The sequence below is a fragment of the Virgibacillus pantothenticus genome, from assembly GCF_018075365.1.
Lineage (GTDB): Bacteria > Bacillota > Bacilli > Bacillales > Amphibacillaceae > Virgibacillus > Virgibacillus pantothenticus.
In genome coordinates this window covers 1,408,878-1,425,817 of sequence record NZ_CP073011.1, presented here as the reverse complement: position 1 = coordinate 1,425,817, position 16,940 = coordinate 1,408,878, and the positions used below count along the sequence as shown (strand labels likewise).

18 protein-coding genes and 3 pseudogenes are annotated in these 16,940 nt (G+C 33.6%); 6 read left to right on the top strand and 15 right to left on the bottom strand.

From position 1 onward, the window contains the following. The first annotated feature begins 103 nt into the window (after nucleotides 1–103). Genes KBP50_RS06690 through KBP50_RS06680 form a run of 3 tightly spaced genes read left to right on the top strand, consistent with a single transcriptional unit; the run spans nucleotide 104 to nucleotide 2,383 of the window. Complete coding sequence (locus KBP50_RS06690) at nucleotides 104–1,006, top strand: S8 family serine peptidase (RefSeq protein ID WP_050353284.1); 903 nt, start codon at nucleotides 104–106, stop codon at nucleotides 1,004–1,006. Next, a complete protein-coding gene (locus KBP50_RS06685) occupies nucleotides 987–1,907 on the top strand; it encodes an SAR2788 family putative toxin (RefSeq protein ID WP_050353285.1) in 921 nt (306 codons plus the stop codon). Before KBP50_RS06690 ends, KBP50_RS06685 begins: the two co-directional genes overlap by 20 nt. Next, nucleotides 1,883–2,383 carry a DUF7878 domain-containing protein gene (locus KBP50_RS06680; RefSeq protein WP_050353286.1) on the top strand — a complete coding sequence of 167 codons (501 nt, stop codon included), beginning with the start codon at nucleotides 1,883–1,885 and terminating at the stop codon, nucleotides 2,381–2,383. The genes KBP50_RS06685 and KBP50_RS06680 overlap by 25 nt, the downstream gene beginning before the upstream one ends. 635 nt (nucleotides 2,384–3,018) lie before the next feature. Here KBP50_RS06680 and KBP50_RS06675 read toward each other — a convergent pair. The 3 genes and pseudogenes from KBP50_RS06675 to KBP50_RS06665 form a co-directional block, all read right to left on the bottom strand. Next, a pseudogene (locus tag KBP50_RS06675) lies at nucleotides 3,019–4,037 on the bottom strand (IS3 family transposase). Nucleotides 4,038–4,211: 174 nt separating this feature from the next. Next, on the bottom strand, nucleotides 4,212–4,385 hold the full coding sequence (locus KBP50_RS06670) for a hypothetical protein (protein WP_169770811.1): 174 nt from the start codon (nucleotides 4,383–4,385) through the stop codon (nucleotides 4,212–4,214). 108 nt (nucleotides 4,386–4,493) lie between these two features. After that, a complete protein-coding gene (locus tag KBP50_RS06665) occupies nucleotides 4,494–5,372 on the bottom strand; it encodes an NgoPII family restriction endonuclease (RefSeq protein ID WP_050353288.1) in 879 nt (292 codons plus the stop codon). 185 nt (nucleotides 5,373–5,557) lie between these two features. Here KBP50_RS06665 and KBP50_RS06660 point away from each other — a divergent pair, with 185 nt between their 5' ends. Together KBP50_RS06660 and KBP50_RS06655 are read left to right on the top strand one after the other, a co-directional pair. Next, complete coding sequence (locus KBP50_RS06660; protein WP_050353289.1) at nucleotides 5,558–6,829, top strand: DNA cytosine methyltransferase; 1,272 nt, start codon at nucleotides 5,558–5,560, stop codon at nucleotides 6,827–6,829. A 129-nt stretch (nucleotides 6,830–6,958) separates the two neighbouring features. Continuing rightward, a complete protein-coding gene (locus KBP50_RS06655; protein ID WP_082240986.1) occupies nucleotides 6,959–7,783 on the top strand; it encodes a DUF3427 domain-containing protein in 825 nt (274 codons plus the stop codon). Between the two features lie 436 nt (nucleotides 7,784–8,219). Here the strand turns inward: KBP50_RS06655 and KBP50_RS22770 are convergent. The 12 genes and pseudogenes from KBP50_RS22770 to KBP50_RS06595 form a co-directional block, all read right to left on the bottom strand. Continuing rightward, nucleotides 8,220–8,723 (bottom strand): annotated as a pseudogene (locus tag KBP50_RS22770) (recombinase family protein); the annotation flags it as partial. 187 nt (nucleotides 8,724–8,910) lie between these two features. Continuing rightward, complete coding sequence (locus KBP50_RS06645) at nucleotides 8,911–9,165, bottom strand: hypothetical protein (protein ID WP_082241016.1); 255 nt, start codon at nucleotides 9,163–9,165, stop codon at nucleotides 8,911–8,913. 101 nt (nucleotides 9,166–9,266) lie between these two features. Beyond that, entirely contained in the window at nucleotides 9,267–9,725 is a 459-nt protein-coding gene (locus KBP50_RS06640; RefSeq protein WP_050353291.1) for a YrhA family protein, read from the bottom strand. Between the two features lie 212 nt (nucleotides 9,726–9,937). After that, nucleotides 9,938–10,711, bottom strand: coding sequence for a hypothetical protein (locus KBP50_RS22060; protein WP_236691438.1), 774 nt, complete (start codon nucleotides 10,709–10,711; stop codon nucleotides 9,938–9,940). Further along, nucleotides 10,683–10,937: a hypothetical protein gene (locus KBP50_RS06630; RefSeq protein ID WP_050353292.1), complete on the bottom strand. Its 255-nt coding sequence runs from the start codon at nucleotides 10,935–10,937 to the stop codon at nucleotides 10,683–10,685. The genes KBP50_RS22060 and KBP50_RS06630 overlap by 29 nt, the downstream gene beginning before the upstream one ends. A gap of 364 nt (nucleotides 10,938–11,301) precedes the next feature. After that, nucleotides 11,302–11,832 (bottom strand): SMI1/KNR4 family protein, encoded by a 531-nt coding sequence (locus KBP50_RS06625; RefSeq protein WP_050353293.1) that lies wholly within the window; start codon nucleotides 11,830–11,832, stop codon nucleotides 11,302–11,304. A gap of 31 nt (nucleotides 11,833–11,863) precedes the next feature. Continuing rightward, nucleotides 11,864–12,616 (bottom strand): HNH endonuclease, encoded by a 753-nt coding sequence (locus KBP50_RS06620; protein ID WP_050353294.1) that lies wholly within the window; start codon nucleotides 12,614–12,616, stop codon nucleotides 11,864–11,866. Between the two features lie 50 nt (nucleotides 12,617–12,666). Continuing rightward, nucleotides 12,667–13,401 (bottom strand): LXG domain-containing protein, encoded by a 735-nt coding sequence (locus KBP50_RS06615; RefSeq protein WP_072740921.1) that lies wholly within the window; start codon nucleotides 13,399–13,401, stop codon nucleotides 12,667–12,669. A gap of 55 nt (nucleotides 13,402–13,456) precedes the next feature. Beyond that, nucleotides 13,457–13,531, bottom strand: a pseudogene (locus KBP50_RS22765) (hypothetical protein); the annotation flags it as partial. Nucleotides 13,532–13,952: 421 nt separating this feature from the next. Next, nucleotides 13,953–14,486 carry a hypothetical protein gene (locus KBP50_RS06605; protein WP_050353297.1) on the bottom strand — a complete coding sequence of 178 codons (534 nt, stop codon included), beginning with the start codon at nucleotides 14,484–14,486 and terminating at the stop codon, nucleotides 13,953–13,955. A 233-nt stretch (nucleotides 14,487–14,719) separates the two neighbouring features. Beyond that, nucleotides 14,720–15,001 carry a DUF1433 domain-containing protein gene (locus tag KBP50_RS06600; RefSeq protein WP_050353298.1) on the bottom strand — a complete coding sequence of 94 codons (282 nt, stop codon included), beginning with the start codon at nucleotides 14,999–15,001 and terminating at the stop codon, nucleotides 14,720–14,722. A 296-nt stretch (nucleotides 15,002–15,297) separates the two neighbouring features. Beyond that, complete coding sequence (locus KBP50_RS06595) at nucleotides 15,298–15,633, bottom strand: DUF1433 domain-containing protein (protein WP_082240991.1); 336 nt, start codon at nucleotides 15,631–15,633, stop codon at nucleotides 15,298–15,300. Nucleotides 15,634–15,666: 33 nt separating this feature from the next. On the opposite strand from KBP50_RS06595, the gene KBP50_RS06590 reads away from it, so the two are divergent. Then, the gene (locus tag KBP50_RS06590; protein ID WP_050353300.1) at nucleotides 15,667–16,926 is read left to right on the top strand and encodes a Tle-like phospholipase domain-containing protein; all 1,260 of its coding nucleotides are present in this window, start codon (nucleotides 15,667–15,669) and stop codon (nucleotides 16,924–16,926) included. The last annotated feature ends 14 nt before the right edge of the window (nucleotides 16,927–16,940 follow it).

Below are 16,940 nucleotides of genomic sequence, written 5' to 3'. Positions count from 1 at the left end.
TTTTTATAAAAAAAACATTGGAAATTTTGTATTATTATGTAATAATCGGATTATATAATTTATAAATAGCTATAGGAGGGTGGAGGTTTGCGGAATTAGCACTATGAAAAAGAAAGTTTATGTTGGTTTTTCACTAATTTTATTTTTATCATTATTTATTTATTATCTACAAGTTTTCGAGAAAGAAGAGGAATATGAGAGCTGGGCTCTTGACTATATCGGTGAAGCACGGAAACAATCCTCTAGCCAGATTAAAATAGCTATCTTGGATAGTGGTATAAACAAGACACATGGCGATTTAAAAAATGTAAATTTCGAAGAGGTCAACGTGATAGAACCCAATAAGCCGATAACAGACAAATTTGGTCATGGAACAGCTATAGCAGGTATTATAGCTGGTGAGAAAGTAGGGATCATTAGCTCAGAGGAAAATTTGATCTTATACGACGTAAAAGTCCTTAACGACAAAGGCGAAGGAACAATTGAAGACATTATTAATGGTATTATGTGGTGCGTAGAGCAAGAAGTAGATGTAATAAATATAAGCTTTGGTTTTTTTGATGACAAAAAAGGTCTTCACGATGCAATAAGGGCAGCTACAAAAAAAGGTATAGTTGTAACAGCGGCAGCTGGAAATACAATGGGGCTGAGCGTAGACTACCCTGCTAAATATGAAGAAGTTTTATCTATTGCTTCTATAGATAAAGACTTTAATATCGATCCTCGATCAGGGTACGGGAAGGTAGACTATTCAGCTCCCGGTGTTAAAGTTATTTCAACTGATAACCAGGGTGGGATGTCTGAGTTTTCCGGAACTTCTTTTGCGACAGCATATGCGACTGGAGTAATTGCATCTATCGTTTCGAATAAATATAACACAGCTAATATCAAACAGTTATTAAATAAGCACACTTTAAAGTTAAATGAAAAATCAGTTTATGGTGAAGGTATATTAACTTTTAAAAGAGAATACTTGGAGGAAACCTATGAAAAAGTTTACAATTAAATTAATATTACCAGTTTTAATTTTTACTACTGTTTTTTCTAACACAAGCCTAGCTTTTGCAGATAATTATAACAAAGAAGATTTAGAGATTAGTAACAAAATTTCGCAAGAGTTTGCTAATACAAAATATATTGATGGAAATATTGATCATGAACTTATTGAGATAGAGTCAGATGATGATACCATTTCTTATCAAGTTGATGTTGAAGAAGAATTTGGAATCAAGAATGATTCATTTGAAATGCATGTAGATGAATTTTCAGATTCCGAAATACTTGTTAATTCTAATCTACAAATGCAAGATTTACTTTACGAATCAAATTTATATGTAAATTTAGATGCTGGCGAATTTTATGTAACTGAAGTGGAAATAAAAGATAATGGAGAAAAGATTGTTACAACTTATGACGTGTTCTTAACTGAAATAGAAGGTGAAGAATTTAAAGCACAACTTGTTAACCGAAATACAGGGGATTTACATGAAGTTAATACAATTGATGCTAAAGCCTCGGCTATTCCTGTGATAGGTCTTATAATTGCAAATGGTGTGAGATGGGCTGTAAAGAAGTTTGGAAAGAGAGCATTAGTAAGTGCTTTCGGTAAATATGCATTAAGTAACGCTATAAAAAAGGTAGCTAAATTTTCTGTATCTAAGAAGCATTTTAGAAATGCTGGAGGCAGATATGCAAAATTCAATACAACTAGTCAGAGTACAGTTCGCAAATGGGTAAAAGAGGCTCTTCGAAACAATCCATCAATTAAATTCAATAATAATTATAAAAAATTATCATTTACCATAACTTCTAACATTGGTAAAAAGGTAGGAACTAAAGGGGAAACTAAAATAAAAGTCGTCTTTGATCATACAGGTAAAATATGGACAGCATATCCAGTAAAGTAAAGTTTGACTACAGCTTCACACGTGACCCGAGTGATATCTCAAATAAACAAAGAAAAGATGTTTCCTTGATTTTAGATATCACTGCCAGATTTAGTATTTTTATAAATGACGACTGTTATTTTGACGAAGAGGAATTCCCTATTTTAGAATTCTATAAATACCTTTACGAATGGAAAGAAAAAACAAACAATCTAAATAGAATACAAGAGTTTCATTATTATTCTCTTGAATATGACGAGTATGATGATGGAGCAATTTTATCTCTAATCCCTTTTGGAGGGGATAAGGCAAGATTGAAATCTATTTGGGCACAAGAATACCTTTACAATGTATTTGATGCTTCATATATAAAGGATGAATTCATGTCTCTGGAATCTTCATTAAAAAAAGATATTGAAGAATATTTTAATATTGATTTAAAAAAGTTTTTGAAACATATTCCTATGTACAAAGAAATTAATACAGAAGACATGTAGAGTATGAGTGGCTACCTTTTAGTAGCCACTCTTTTTTGGCCTAGCATGGGAGAATTCTAACGGGTGCAAGTCCCTAGTGCGACCAAGTAGCAGTATATACATAGCCAAAAATAAGGGTGTCCATGGCGACATGGAATCTGAAGGAAGCTCGAGGCAAACCTCTGGTCTGACGAACAGAAATCATATAAGAGGCAACGTATGAAGATAAGGCTGCAAAAGAAGTTGAAGTCCGATAGCTATACTTATCATACCCATTCACAAACTCTGTTTTAAATGATTTAAACGTTAATTCTTTTCAAAAGGTATGTTTACTATTGAAAGTTATTGCGCGCATTATTGATCTCTCAATTTCAAACATAACTAATGCTTCATAAATAGGATTATTTTTAAACTTATTTCCTCTATCTGTATAAAATAACTTAAAGAGAGAGTTGGATTGTAACTCACGGTCGCGAAAGCACGATGAACTAGTGACCCATTGTCAAGACAAAAATTTTAAATATTTTAGGTGGGGGAGCTGTGGAGCTCCTTTAAGGGGAATTAACATTTTTTTCATTACCATTCTCTTTCATAGAAACTTGGTTGTAAGGAGGGGCTTCACGACAAAGTTCCTATGGATGAGAGGGGGCATTCTTTTATGAATAATAGACAAACTCAGGTTTCTGGTATTTTAGCGATTGATGTAGTCGCTTTTGGTTATAGAATGCAAAAATAGTTTCGAATTTCTTGTCTAGCCTCTCTGGGGTTGTGGTATTCTTTGAGATAAATTTCTTCGTATTTGATAGTGCACCAAAGTCGTTCCGTAATGGTGTTGTCTAGTGCACGTCCTTTGCCGTCCATACTAATGTGGACTTCATTCTGTTTTAATAGATTAATATATTTAGGGCTAGTAAAATGACTGGTTTCCCTTGAGAAAGCGCACGTTATAACGAAGTCCATTTTCTGATCCAGCTCCCAACTGATCACATAGCGAGAATACCAATCAATAAGGGCAACCAAATAAAGCCAGCTCCGTTTAAGACGCACGTAGGTAATATCTATTCCCCATACGTGATTGGGATGTTGGATGGTTAATCCTCTTAATAGATAAGGATAAATTCTGTGCTGCTGTTTCTGTTTACTAAGGATTTGGACCGGGTGATATCCCCGCAATTCCCATTGTACAGCTTTCCTGTTTAACAATGAGTCCTTCTTGTTTAAGGGCTTCTGAGATGCGTCTTGATCCATAAAAAGGGCGTTCTGTGTATATCTCATCGATTCGATTTTTGATAAGGAGTTCCTCTGAGGAAGGGGCTCTACAGGCCTATAATATAGGCTTGAGCGATTAAGATTCAACAGCTCTGCTTGGGTCTTTATGGAAAGCTCTGAACCATCCCAATCCAGCATGTCTAAACGCTCTGTTCTAGTCTTTGATTCCAGATTTTTTAAGCCTCGACAATTGCGTGGTAAGTCGCCCTATTTCTGCGTAGAGATTTTCTATTTGATCTTCGTATTCCTCCTTCATGTGGTCGACTTTCTTATTCTCTCTTTCAAATAGTTGTGGCATGTGATCAAGTGCAGCTTTACGCCATTGACGTAACTGATTTACATGTATGCCATGTTCTGAGGAAATCTCAGCAAGACTTCTTTCTTCTTTAAGTATTTCTAGCACGATCTTGGATTTGAATTGTGATGTATAACTTTTTCTTTTACCCTTAAATCTACTTTAACATCTCCTTATTTCGTGTCTAGATTTATGGGTCCATTATAGACCTTGGGCTGAAGCATCCTCAAAGTAAGACTAAACTCATTCTTCTATTCTAAATATTTCGTCCTTATCTTCATTAAATTATTTCTTTGATTTTCGACCAAGCGTAAACCATAAATAAATAGCCACAGCAACAAGTACAATTAATGCAATAATGTTTATTATTGTTGAAATAAACTCATTGTCTACGAAAATATTTATAATAAATGAACCTGCAACTATAACTAAAACAATGAAATATAAAATTTTATTCATAAGGTCCCTCTTGTAGATTTAAAAATTTATTAGCAAGTTAGCAATAATATACCGATAGTATTTTAACGTTATGCACTAGTTTTTATAACATACCAAGGAAAGTGTAATTCATATGGTTGCAGTGTACAAAATAGCTTCCATATTCTTTGCAGGATTATTTGGATTAGGTATCGTTACATTTTTCATCTGAAGATTATTATTTTCAACATATTTATTCAGATTAGGTTTATCTTCAATGGAATCGAAAGTCTCTTTTCTCATTAGTACATAAACATGAGTTTTAACCTTATCTAAATTTATTAATGAACGGAATATGGATGAAGGGTGTTCAATTCCCCACATCCCTCTAATTCTCAAATATGTAATACCGAGTGGATCAACTCTATTGACCCTTCCTAACTCTTTTGTTTCTCCAAACTCAACTTCAGGTATAGAAGAAACCCCATCCTTAATTGCATTGGAAATTTTTTCATATGTTTCTTTATCTGCACAAAAGCAATCTCCATAAATTAACCAAAGGCTAGATAATTTTTTATTTTTTACATTCCCTACAGCATAGATCATATCTTTTTTAGCCCATCCGCCATATTCATTTTCACACTCTCTACACTCTTTTTTTATACGTAAATCATTTGAGTGCAAATAATCTTTCGGGAATGAACTATTTAAAGCAATGCCATTAGGATTTGTCCCTTCTATTTTTTTCACTTCAACAGCAGCACCATGTTTTATCACAAAATCAGGTGGATTGTTTGAATTGCCAAGATAACTAAATACCTTTTGATATTCTTTTAATTTATCACCCGCCATTTCATAATTAAAACTATAGCTACAGAAAGCATCTTTTACGAAATATTCTAGTAAATCTCCAGCACTGTTTATCCTATTGCTATTTTTATGATTCAAAACCTTAGGCATCTTATTACTGTTTCGTTCTAAGATATTGCGCAGTGCTATTAATACATTAGTAGTAGGTGTGTAATACATGTTAAAATCTCCCTATTATAGTTATATACCTAATTGTACATTTGACTTAAAATATTGTCTATACAGTATATAATAGAATTAACTTCTTTATTTGTTTGTTGGTATTGAATTCCAAAATTGATTTGTTGCTATATGTTAAGATAACTTGTAAGATTTTTATATAATGCGTTGTGAGGAGATAAAGAATGGTTCAAATTAAAATAGACGAAAGAGGTAGAGGTAAGTTTAAACCAGCCCCTGAACTCAATAAGGAAGAAGTAAAACAAATATTAATGGAGAAAATAAGAAATGAAAGGGAAACAGTTATAGAGTCAACTAACGACTTTTCTAATGATGAAATTAAACACAAAAACAATAAAATGAATGTTGTTTCGCTATTTTCTGGTTGCGGAGGGCTTGATTTAGGGTTTGAATTAGCTGGTTTAGATGCAATTATTGGTAAGGATAATACAGAAGCTATATTAACCAATAAAGATAACTTTAATAAAAAAAGAAACCAAAGTATTTTTCATACTGTATATGCTAATGATATTTTTGATGAAGCCTTACAGACCTATAGTTTAAACTTCCCCTCTCAAGTATACAAGCATAAAAAAGATATTAGAAAGATTCATGAATTCCCAATTGGTAACATAGTTATAGGGGGGTTTCCATGCCCTGGATTTAGTGAAGCTGGTCCTAGATTAGTTGATGATGAGAGAAACTTTTTATATTTACATTTTATTCGTTGCCTCATTCAAACCCAACCTGAAATATTTATTGGTGAAAATGTTAAAGGTATGCTTACGTTAGGAAAAGGAGAGGTTTTTAGACAAATCCGACAAGACTTTGAAGCAGCTGGTTATAAAGTTGAGGCTCAACTAGTTAATGCAAGAGACTACGGCGTTCCTCAGAATAGGGAGCGTGTAATTTTAGTCGGTGTTAGAAATGATTTAGATTTTAAATATACATTTCCAGACCCTACACATGGCGAAGGTGAGGGGTTAATCCCATATACAACTCTAAAAGATGCTATTGGCGACCTAGAGCAAGATCCAGGTCCTTATTTCACAGGTTCCTACTCAACTATTTTTATGTCAAGAAACCGTAAAAAGAGGTGGGATGAGCAAAGCTTTACCATCCAAGCTTCAGGCAGACAAGCACCAATCCATCCTGGAGGATCTCCTATGATAAAAACAGGTAAAGACAAATGGATATTTTCAGATGGAGAAGAACACAATCGGCGTCTATCAATTAAAGAGATAGCAAGAATTCAAACATTTCCAGATTGGTTTGAATTTAGCCAAGGAAAGAATTTGAAGATGAGTAAAAATGGAAGGCTAGATAAAGTTTATAAGCAAATTGGAAATGCAGTTCCAGTATTGCTAGCTAGAGCTATTGCTAAGCCCATTGCAGACTGGGCTGTGAGATATATAGAAGAAAAGGAAACATCATATCAAATGAAATTACATTTATAGTGAACTTGAACTAATTTGCAGACTTAAACTTAAAAAGGATATAGTACTAATATATTATTCAATTCTATATCCTTTTACATACAAACCATATAATACCAATACCAAACTAATTCATAGGAAGAGACAATAATGATATTTAACTCTCAAAACTCAAACAAAAATACTAACCTTCGAGAAAGTCATAAAAGCTCAAAAAATTTACTTCTTAAAATCGGAAATAAATATTCCAGAAAAGATGTTTATAGAATTTTTAACGTTCCAAAAAATCAACAGAAAGGAAACTGGAATACTGGATACACAACTTTTAATAATGACATCTTTATATTTGCAAATATTAACTCTGTTGGACGTACTGGTCATATATACGATAACAAATTCATTGGTGATGAACTACAGTGGTTCGGTAAAAAAACTCATTCATTACAATCAAAATCTATTCAAAGCATGCTTGATCCTAAGGGTAACGTATATATTTTCACACGTGAGAACAGTGAAAACACTGACTTTATTTATCAAGGAAACGCTAGAGTAAAGACTTACGATAATACTACACCAGTAAAAATTATATGGCAATTTAATGATAAAAATGAAGTTCACCTAAATAAAATTACTGAAGAAATAGATAATCCAGGCAAATATAAAGAAGGATCTACTAAACAAATTTATGTTAACATCTATGAACGTAATCCAATAGCAAGAAGAAAATGTATAGAATACTATGGATGTAGTTGTTTAGTTTGTGGTTTTAACTTTGAAAATAAATATGGTGAGCTTGGCAAAGATTTCATACATGTTCACCACATTAGAGAACTACATACAATTGATAGAGAATATGAAGTTGATCCTATTACTGATTTAAGACCTGTATGCCCGAATTGCCATGCTATGTTACATAAAACAAAGCCTGCTCACTCTATAGAATTCCTAAAACATCTATTAAATAGAACTCCGTAATAATGAAAGTTCAATATTATTGTTTTGTTTTCAACTAATCTTAAATGCCTTAGAGTTCATCAAGGTTTTAGGAATTCTAAGGCACTCTTCTAAGTTTCTATTTATTCAAATCAAAATTATATTTGATATCCACACTGCCATCTATATTTACTGTTATATACTCAATGATTACCTTTAAAACATGGTATAAGTCCTGATCCTTTTTTTCAATTGTTTTAAAAGCTTGTTGGATGTTTTTCACAGATACTTCCTGTACTTCTTCATTTTTATATAAGAACAGTTTATCCTGGGCTTCTTTTATCTGCTGTTCAAATTCTTTTCTCCTAACTTGAAATTCTACTTTATCGATCAATTTATCAAGACAAAGATCAACAAGACCTTCGCTTTTCTCTTGATATTTTGCGATACTATTCTCCAATTGTTTCACTTGCTGCATATGCTCCCCTCTCCGCACTTTAGCTGCAAGAGCAGAGCTAATGGAAACAGATAAAGACTTTGGATATTGCGCAGCAAACATTGAAAACATTTCAAATTTCATGTCATTTTTTCCTTCTACATAGCTATCATAGCCTTCTTCAATGGTTACCACTCTTACACCATGTCCGAGTAACACTTCTTTAATTTCCAAAGCATCTTTTAAATCACGAGCTAATCTATGTATGGATTTAAAAAGAACCATTTTTATTTCCCGATTTCGGGCTTTTTGGAGAATTAATTGCATCGCCGTTCTTTCTAGGAATAATGTCCCTGATTTATCTTCATCAATTAATACAGATTTCTCATTAAACTCATAATTGTTCTGTTCCAGCCAATATCGACATATATCAATTTGGTTGGGAACAGATTCTTTTTGGCTATCCTTATCACTGGAAACACGAGTGTATATCAAGTATTTATAGTCATTATATTTAGTTGCCTCTACATCCGACTGTTTAAACATGTTTGCCCCTCCCCAATACCAAAGTATGTGTAACTCCATTATAACATTACGGAAAGAGCAATGATTACCGTTGCAGGATTAGGATTCTGCATTACAATATGCATTAAACCTTGATGGGCTTCTTAACCCATCAAGGTTTATTCAAAAGATATTCTCTTACTCAAGGTTTTAATATTAGTCATTCAGGTTACTTTGATAATAATTCCTTGTTCATATTCTCAACCTTGTGCATTTCTTCTAGTAAAGGGTTTTGATAATCACTGTAACTATCTAAGTATGCTCTTACCCCACCGATAATATTTATATTTTTAATATCTTCATTGTTTTCAAGTGCTCTTAATGCATGTTCATACCTTGTATATATCAGGTGGAGAATTCTAGTGTTTATTTCTGCTGCATCATCATTATTCAATTTGGTTAACACTAATTTAATTTGTTGCATCAAATACTTTCGGGTTGAAAGATACTTCATAACCATCACTTCCAATTGAATCAATTAATTAACAAAACAGCAATTTCGTTTCTGATATCTTCCCCCCACATTTATAGAACTGTTTGAAGAGCTTCTTCCAACATAGACTCAAAACTTGCAAATGACTGAATTAGATTACCAGATGGTTTATCAAGCTCTAAAAATACGTTTTGATCAAGATCATAGCAATACCAAGCTATATCAGAATCTCCAAAAAATAAATACTGTTTTTGCCAGTCATTTTCATACCAAATTTCGTTTGTCTCAATTATCCCATCAATTTCCTCATCTATTTCTCTATCTAATAAAAATTTATCAACACCATAAATCACCAAACCATCAAAGTCTAGTCCGTTTACTGTCTTTAAAAATTCAATATAAGATACTGGCAGTGTAATATTTCCTAACCTTTGCTGAATACACTGCTTCAATCTAATAATCTCTGTATTCGATACTGGGTTTCTAAGTGAACTTCCATACTCTTTTTCAATTTTTTCTATCTCTATTAATAAGTCTTTCCAACCAGGCATATCTAATACTCCTTCCTTTCTACAGGCTTCAATGGATAGATATCACTGTCAAACATTGGCCAATTTATTACCCTACTTTCTCTAGCGGCCAAACCTCTTGTTAAGAGATTTTGTTTGTTGGTAATTGCTTTATGATAGGGGTCATTTCTAATTAGAACTAGATTAGAAAAATCATTCGTCCCACCATCGTCTAAAGGTAAGTTATGATGAACTTACCAGCCTTTTGGATTACGCCCATCTCTCATTCTGGCAATATCATTTTCGTCTAAACCCGCTTTTTTTAGACGCTCCATTCTTATAGGATCATTAGCAAATTCTTTAAGAAAATTCTTCCGTACAGAGCTATTAAATTTCTTTCTAAGATTAGCAGTTTCTTCTGACGACCTCTTAGTATATACAATTTCTTTCACTGTTACATCCTTTAAGTGGATTTTCTCGCCTTTTAGAGAACCTATAAAATTATCTTTTTTACCTTCTTCATTTGATAAGTCCTTCTTTTGAGTATGACTACTTCCTGCACCGTTCTCTCTGTCTAAAACAAAGTGATATCTCCCTGTTGTATCATTAACTACATTGACTTTAGGTATTTGTGTTCTCATCCATTCCTTTATATTCAACATCGTAGGAATTTTTAGAGAGGACCTTGTATACGTATTATTTTTAGAAATTACTTCTCCAACGTCGTTTTGGTCCGCAAACTTACTACCAGATTTTGGCTTAGAAAGGAACGACTTTGTACCAAAAACCGTTGAAAACAAACCAAAACTAGATAACCAATGTTCTTTGGAATACGTTTCTTCAGGACTTATTGTCCCATGCATCATGTCTACTCCACCAACAGTAAACCAGTTAACAAAGTCTTTTGGTGTATTCAACATATTTTCTGCCTGGACCTGAAGACCTTTTGAAAAGTCCTGTCCCGTATTCAATGCACCAAAAGTAATATAATTTCCGAAATCATAAAAAAGAGTCGAATTTAGCTTCATTTCTATCCTCTGCTGCTTTTAATACATCCGAACCTATCTCTTGAAACGCTTGAGCAGACTTTTGACATGCATTTTGCCTCCGATCATCTGGAATTGATGATACCAATTCGTACGTCACGGAACCATCAGATTCTTTAAACTCACGGACTTTTCTACCGTCAATTAGCGTATAGTATACACCATGCCATTCTTTCTTATAGTCCGAGATCTTTACTTTAGAAACCACTTGGTGCTCAATGGTAGAAAATTCTCCTGTAGTTAAACGGTCACCTGGTGCTGCTTAGAACAAAAAATACATTGCTCAAAGCTTATGAGTGATAAAATAGATGACTTTATATTTATATAAGTAATCGTAAAATATTTTTACGGTTACATACATCCGTATAATTATCAGTTTTTATTTATTCAAATCAAAATTATTGACACACCCGGATCATATCCCATATACATTCATCTTCTCCTTTTTCAATGATTCTGAAGGCATAAATAGGAAAATCACAAAATGTACCCTTGATAAGCTCACTCTATCAAGGGTTATGCAAAATATAACTGTTAGTCTTGACTATAAGAAAAACCCGATAAATATTAAGTCAATTAGAATCACTTTTTATTTCCTTTAAAAACTCAGGGTCAATCCAAACATTTTTAACTTTGTAATCGTCCATTTCATCTTCAGTGTTATAGGGCTTTATACTTTCTAGAAAATCATTGAAACTTTCGGCAATATATATTAATGGATTTCTTGGTTTTAATTCTTCCTTTATAAGCTCTATATCATGATCCCAAAAACTAATAGTTTTGTCCTCAACATTCAGACAAACTATATTGCCTCCCTCAACTCTGCAAATCGGTATATTATTTCTTGGTATTCGCCCCTTATATATATTATATTGTGAATTTAGATCATTGATTTCCTCTAATTTAACGCCAAAAAAATCTGTTATTGATATTGAATTTATTTCTCCAGTAGATAATTCTAAAATGTTTGGCTCGGGAGTTCCACCATTCTTTTCTTTTAAAAAAGAAACATAATCTACTGGTAAATTAGTGCCTAATTTGTTTTCAAAATCACTGAATTCTGCTTTATCAAACTTGACATTACTTGCTTCAATTTCAATCATAACCTACACCTCTTTATCAAATTATTATAAATTAGGGAGCCAATCCTTTTCTAATTAATGCAACCCCACCAGTATGTCTCACAGATTGATGTAAATCAGTTGGCACTAACATTAAAGTCCTTCCATCTTCTACATGGTGCCAAGTGTAACCTTTAGGGGTAGCCTTTAAACCAATAGATTTATTAGCTGCTGTAAAGTCACTAGAGGTATTTCCTTTTAAACCATCTATTTTTATACTCACTTTTGAATAAGGACTAAAATCCGGGAATCCTTCTTTTGTAAATTTAACACCATTCGGATATTTTTTAGCCAAATCACCAGATAGATTGTATGTTTTTCCAGCATATTTCTTGTTTATAATTCTAACACTATTACCTTTGGTACTTGTAACTATCTTACCAGTATTTTCATTACCAAGCTTTAACTTACCTTCTCCCTTAATCAGTTTCCAAGCTTTTCCTGCTATTTTCCCTATTGGTACCAGAGAAGCTCCAGCTATTACTTTTTCACCTTTAGTGGTGTCACCGTCCATAACCATTTTCACATCATCCCAAAACAGAAAATCAATTGTCCCCTTTACTATTTTTCCTCCCGTATCTCCTATGTCTTCTACTTTTCTATCCAGCCACCCTTTGTCAGGTTCTCTTGGCTTCCATCGGTTTCCAGGGATAGTGTCAGTTATTTCATACTGGACATCACCTGTTTTTGACTTATACTCTCTAATTTTTCTGCCATCAGCCAAGGTATAATAAACGCCATTCCATTCTCTTTTGTAATCAGACACCTTTAATTTAGATACAATTTGTTTTTCCAGTGTTGCGAATTCATTTGTAGTTAGTTGATCTCCACTTGCTGCAATAACCGCTTGTAACGACTTGTAACTATAATCATTGTCTTAAACCGAAAGTATCTTTGCAAATAGTTAATCACTGTAGTTGCAAATGGAATAAATCTGGAAGAAGCAAATTTTAACAGTTCACTCAGTATCACTTCCGAATGTAGGGCATTTTTTGTACTATTTCTCATTAGCCCATCCATAAGTTCTTGATGAAACTTTTGATCAGCTAGTTGCCTTGCTTGATACCTATCAATACGTAACTTCCCATTGTTTCCTAGCTCACGGATTTGACTAATATAATTCTTCATCGTTCGTATATCTTGTTCTACGGGTTCTAGCTTAGCTGTATTATGGCGATCAAAAGCGTGGAGCTTCTCTATCGTCTGACGGTTCAGCTTTTTCGCATGCTGTACTTTATCTAGGAATTCCCCATCGTTTGTATTGGGAATGTCAACGATATCCCTTACAGACTGAAGAACAGCATTTGCCTCATCCGTTAACGCCATGGTAATCTGTTCCATTCGTTCAAAACTTCGTTGCACATCTTGAGAAAGAAAATCCTCACGAATAACCCCATCTTTGTTTGGTTCCATGTCCCGAACCGACTTTTTCATTTCCTGTAAAGTATCGGAGTAATTCGCAATAAAACCTTCTAGGAACAACAGAAATGGCATGTGTACCTCTTGATAGAAGGTTCGAATAGAATTTAGCCGTTTTCCCTTTAAATGCATCCTCCAAAGCTATAATGCCCTCTATGCTCTTCTGGATGTTTTTTACTTGTGTATGTATTTGTTCTAGCTGTGATATGGTTTTGTCAATATAGCTATGAAGGTCGCTTACATAAAGCGCCTTAATGAACATCCCCTCCTATCCCCATTGGTAATCATTTCAATGTAACCCCTTTAGTTGCATTATACTAAAAGTAAAAAATATATGGAATGTTTATTCTGAAATGAATTTATAGGCAGTGAATAAGTTATACTAATTTATATACTGTAATAGAATTAACGATTCTTTATCACTTATACTATATACTGAGATATATTACACTTAACTTAAATATTCTTTGAGCTGTTCAGGAGTTGCAAAATAATCCTCAATAGCCTGATCCATTTCATTCGTCAATTGTTCAACTTGTTGTTTTTTGTCTATTTTATTATTACGCGTATACTCACCTTCAACTCCATTAAAAAACTCCCTCTGCTTAAAGGGAGCTTCTATCGTTCTATTTCCTGTTCTTTGGATATTTGCTTCTTGTTTTCTGTTTTTTTTTGCGTGTCGGCTAATTCTTGGTGCATTTTTTCTCTTTTTCTAATTCCGTTTCTATCTGCTGAAGTTTTTCCCGTTGAGCTGGCGTTAAATCCATTTCTTTGATTTCATCTAATACCTCTCTCTTAAGCGCATAAACAACGTCATAACCATATCTTTGTTCAAATTCCTTCGCTTTGGCTTCATATTGCTGCTTATTAAATGGAGACTCTTCTTTTTGCTGTTTTGGCTCATGCTCACTTATATCTTCCAGAACTTTATGTTTAAACAGCTCTCTAAAAGTTTGTCTCTCTTTATCACTGTCTAAATCATTCTCCACATTTTGCTTGTACAATTCAGCAAATTCTTCAAGCTCATTGATCACCTGTTTTTCCATGGTTTCTAACTGCTCTTTTGGTAACTTCGATTTAAGTACGGCATCCCAATATTGTCTTTCTATCTTCTCACGCTTTTTTCCATAGCCTTTCTGATCTGGGTACTTCTGTTCATTTTGTTTGGCAAATAGAAGATCACTATACTTTCTTCTTAGATCTTTTTCTGTGTTCATTTTCTTATTCTCCTTCCAATTGTTAATTGTTGTTTTTAAAAATACAGTTGGCCTTAAAATTGCACCTCCTACATTCTGTGTAATTAGATAAAAAGAAAAAGCTTTGAACAAGAAGTACCTTGCTCACAGCTTTTTAGGGGGATGACCTATGTTATTAATGTATCATGTAAATCATTGATTTTCGTATAGAATTCGTATGCAAAAAGTATATCTGGTTTACTGTTTATAATTTTCTAATAGTCGCATTCTTTTTCTTTACATTCTTCTTTCCTTTCTGGAAACCCTTCACTCAACCCTACGCTGCCCACTTTATAATTACTTTCTACACCAGCTGAAAAATCAGCTTCCCCTTCATTAATGATTCCATCAACGGTCAAGCCCCCCATCGGACTTTGATAGATGTCAACAATCTCGACAGACTTTATCCCCTCATAATTATTCTTAATATATTGCACAACAGCTTCTTGAGCCCTTTCTTTCGTTGCCTGATCATAAGTTTCATTGTTTGATTTCACATTACAACCCCCTAATAGTATAATTGTGACAGTAAATATTGTTGGAATGAAAAGTTTCTTCATTCGTATCACATCCTAACTGAACTAATATCAAAAGATGGAGGATAAAAAATGGTAAATTCCACAGTAAAAGCCAGAGTTACTTCTTGGTAACTCCAACTATACAACTTTATTTCGACAAATAAAAAAAGCTTAGAACAAAAAAATACATTGCTCAAAGCTTTTGAGAGATAGAACAGATGACCTTAAATTAATAATATACTAGGAGTTTTATTTTATATTTATAATATTTTCATTTAATAGTCGCAGACCTTACCTTCACACTCTTCTTTTTTAGGAGGGAAACCTTCATCTGTTCCTAAGCTTTTAACCACAAATTTTTCAGGGTCAACACTAGCAGAAAAACCTACTTCATTATTTATAGTTCCACTAATCATTAAGCCACCCATTGGATCATTTGTGTCGTCACTGAACTCGATTTCGTTTATATTTTGGTAATTGTTTACCAAATAGCTTTCCACAGTGTTTTTTGCTTTTGTAATAATCTTTTCATCGTAATTATTGCTGGACGGGTTCACATTACAACCTCCTAATAGTATAATTATTATAATTATAAAAATTAATTTTCTCATAAAGTCACCTCATATTTTTAAAGGAGTTTTCCTATGCCAAAGATAAGCGATTACGAATTTGCGGAGATTTCCAGACAAAATTATAAGGATCATTCTAACTATATTCTTGTAAATATTAAAAAACAAGAAATAAAGTGGGAAATTTCCGAAACCATTAAAAACCCTGATACTGGATTAGACGGTTACGTACTCCAAAACCCCGCTACAAATGAAATCGTTATCAGTTTCAGAGGAACAGAACCAGATTCTCTTAAAGATTATGAAGAAGATCTCCATGGAATTATTCTTGGTGATTCCGATTATACCAAAAAAGAATACGGAAAAACACCTTATCTAGCAACTCCATCTCAAGACGCTGCTTTAACAACAGGAAGGGCAAAGCTCAACTCCAAAGATAAAACCCTCACGTATACGAATAAAAATCAATTTACAGAAGCTGCCCCCATTGTTGAAAAATATGTAAAAAAGCATGGTGCAAACAACATCGTTTTTACCGGGCATTCTCTAGGGGGAGGGCTTGCGCAGTATTTCGCTGTCAAACATGACTCAAACGCTGTTACGTTTGCTTCAGCTGACGTGTTTGATCTGTTATCCAAAGAAGATCAAGAACGGGCTTTAAATGGGGAATTTAAAGATAATATTATTTCTTACACGTACCCCGACGACTTCGTGGGGACGTTTTATGAGCACTCTGTTGGTTCTGTATATTATGTCGGTGATCCAGCAGAGAACAATGGAAAAACCCTTAAGACCCATCGTATCAAGAACTACGTAAGCGAGGATATGTATAATGAAGAAGGATATTTCCTTCCCCACTTATTATATGGTGAAAAAATTAAAGGACAGTTACAATCCTCTCCTCTGGAATTGAAAAATAGTGGCGTTCATGACTTTCATATCCGTATTCAAACAGAGCTTATGTATCAATTAGCCATGGAGATGGAAGAGAGCGAGGAATTAATCACATCCACTAGAATTGCGCTAACCAGATTGCTTGACGACCATCTAGCTACAATGAAAGAGTTAAGAAATACATACAGAAATAGGGTCGGTTCAGGAAAATACGATAAATTAAACACTGCTCATGTCGATGAAATTTTTCGTGAACTAGTGGATGTTGAGAGTGATGGTACACCATTATTAATTGATATAAATGAATTTGAACATCTTCTGGAAAAACTGCGAAAAAGCCAACATGATACGGGGGAAATAGCTTATAACATGGAAAAAATGAGTAAAGATTTTAAACAAATGGATCAAATACTTGCCCAATGGCTCCAAATACGTCAATAAGGGGTGGTGTGGTA

Excerpts from the sequence above, each read along its gene's own strand:
- KBP50_RS06690 (WP_050353284.1), top strand. The coding sequence starts at position 104 with ATGAAAAAGAAAGTTTATGTTGGTTTTTCACTAATTTTATTTTTATCA.
- KBP50_RS06685 (WP_050353285.1), top strand. The coding sequence starts at position 987 with ATGAAAAAGTTTACAATTAAATTAATATTACCAGTTTTAATTTTTACT.
- KBP50_RS06680 (WP_050353286.1), top strand. The coding sequence starts at position 1,883 with ATGGACAGCATATCCAGTAAAGTAAAGTTTGACTACAGCTTCACACGT.
- KBP50_RS06670 (WP_169770811.1), bottom strand. The coding sequence starts at position 4,385 with ATGAATAAAATTTTATATTTCATTGTTTTAGTTATAGTTGCAGGTTCA.
- KBP50_RS06665 (WP_050353288.1), bottom strand. The coding sequence starts at position 5,372 with ATGTATTACACACCTACTACTAATGTATTAATAGCACTGCGCAATATC.
- KBP50_RS06660 (WP_050353289.1), top strand. The coding sequence starts at position 5,558 with ATGGTTCAAATTAAAATAGACGAAAGAGGTAGAGGTAAGTTTAAACCA.
- KBP50_RS06655 (WP_082240986.1), top strand. The coding sequence starts at position 6,959 with ATGATATTTAACTCTCAAAACTCAAACAAAAATACTAACCTTCGAGAA.
- KBP50_RS06645 (WP_082241016.1), bottom strand. The coding sequence starts at position 9,165 with ATGCAACAAATTAAATTAGTGTTAACCAAATTGAATAATGATGATGCA.
- KBP50_RS06640 (WP_050353291.1), bottom strand. The coding sequence starts at position 9,725 with ATGCCTGGTTGGAAAGACTTATTAATAGAGATAGAAAAAATTGAAAAA.
- KBP50_RS22060 (WP_236691438.1), bottom strand. The coding sequence starts at position 10,711 with ATGAAGCTAAATTCGACTCTTTTTTATGATTTCGGAAATTATATTACT.
- KBP50_RS06625 (WP_050353293.1), bottom strand. The coding sequence starts at position 11,832 with ATGATTGAAATTGAAGCAAGTAATGTCAAGTTTGATAAAGCAGAATTC.
- KBP50_RS06615 (WP_072740921.1), bottom strand. The coding sequence starts at position 13,401 with ATGCATTTAAAGGGAAAACGGCTAAATTCTATTCGAACCTTCTATCAA.
- KBP50_RS06605 (WP_050353297.1), bottom strand. The coding sequence starts at position 14,486 with ATGAACACAGAAAAAGATCTAAGAAGAAAGTATAGTGATCTTCTATTT.
- KBP50_RS06595 (WP_082240991.1), bottom strand. The coding sequence starts at position 15,633 with ATGAGAAAATTAATTTTTATAATTATAATAATTATACTATTAGGAGGT.
- KBP50_RS06590 (WP_050353300.1), top strand. The coding sequence starts at position 15,667 with ATGCCAAAGATAAGCGATTACGAATTTGCGGAGATTTCCAGACAAAAT.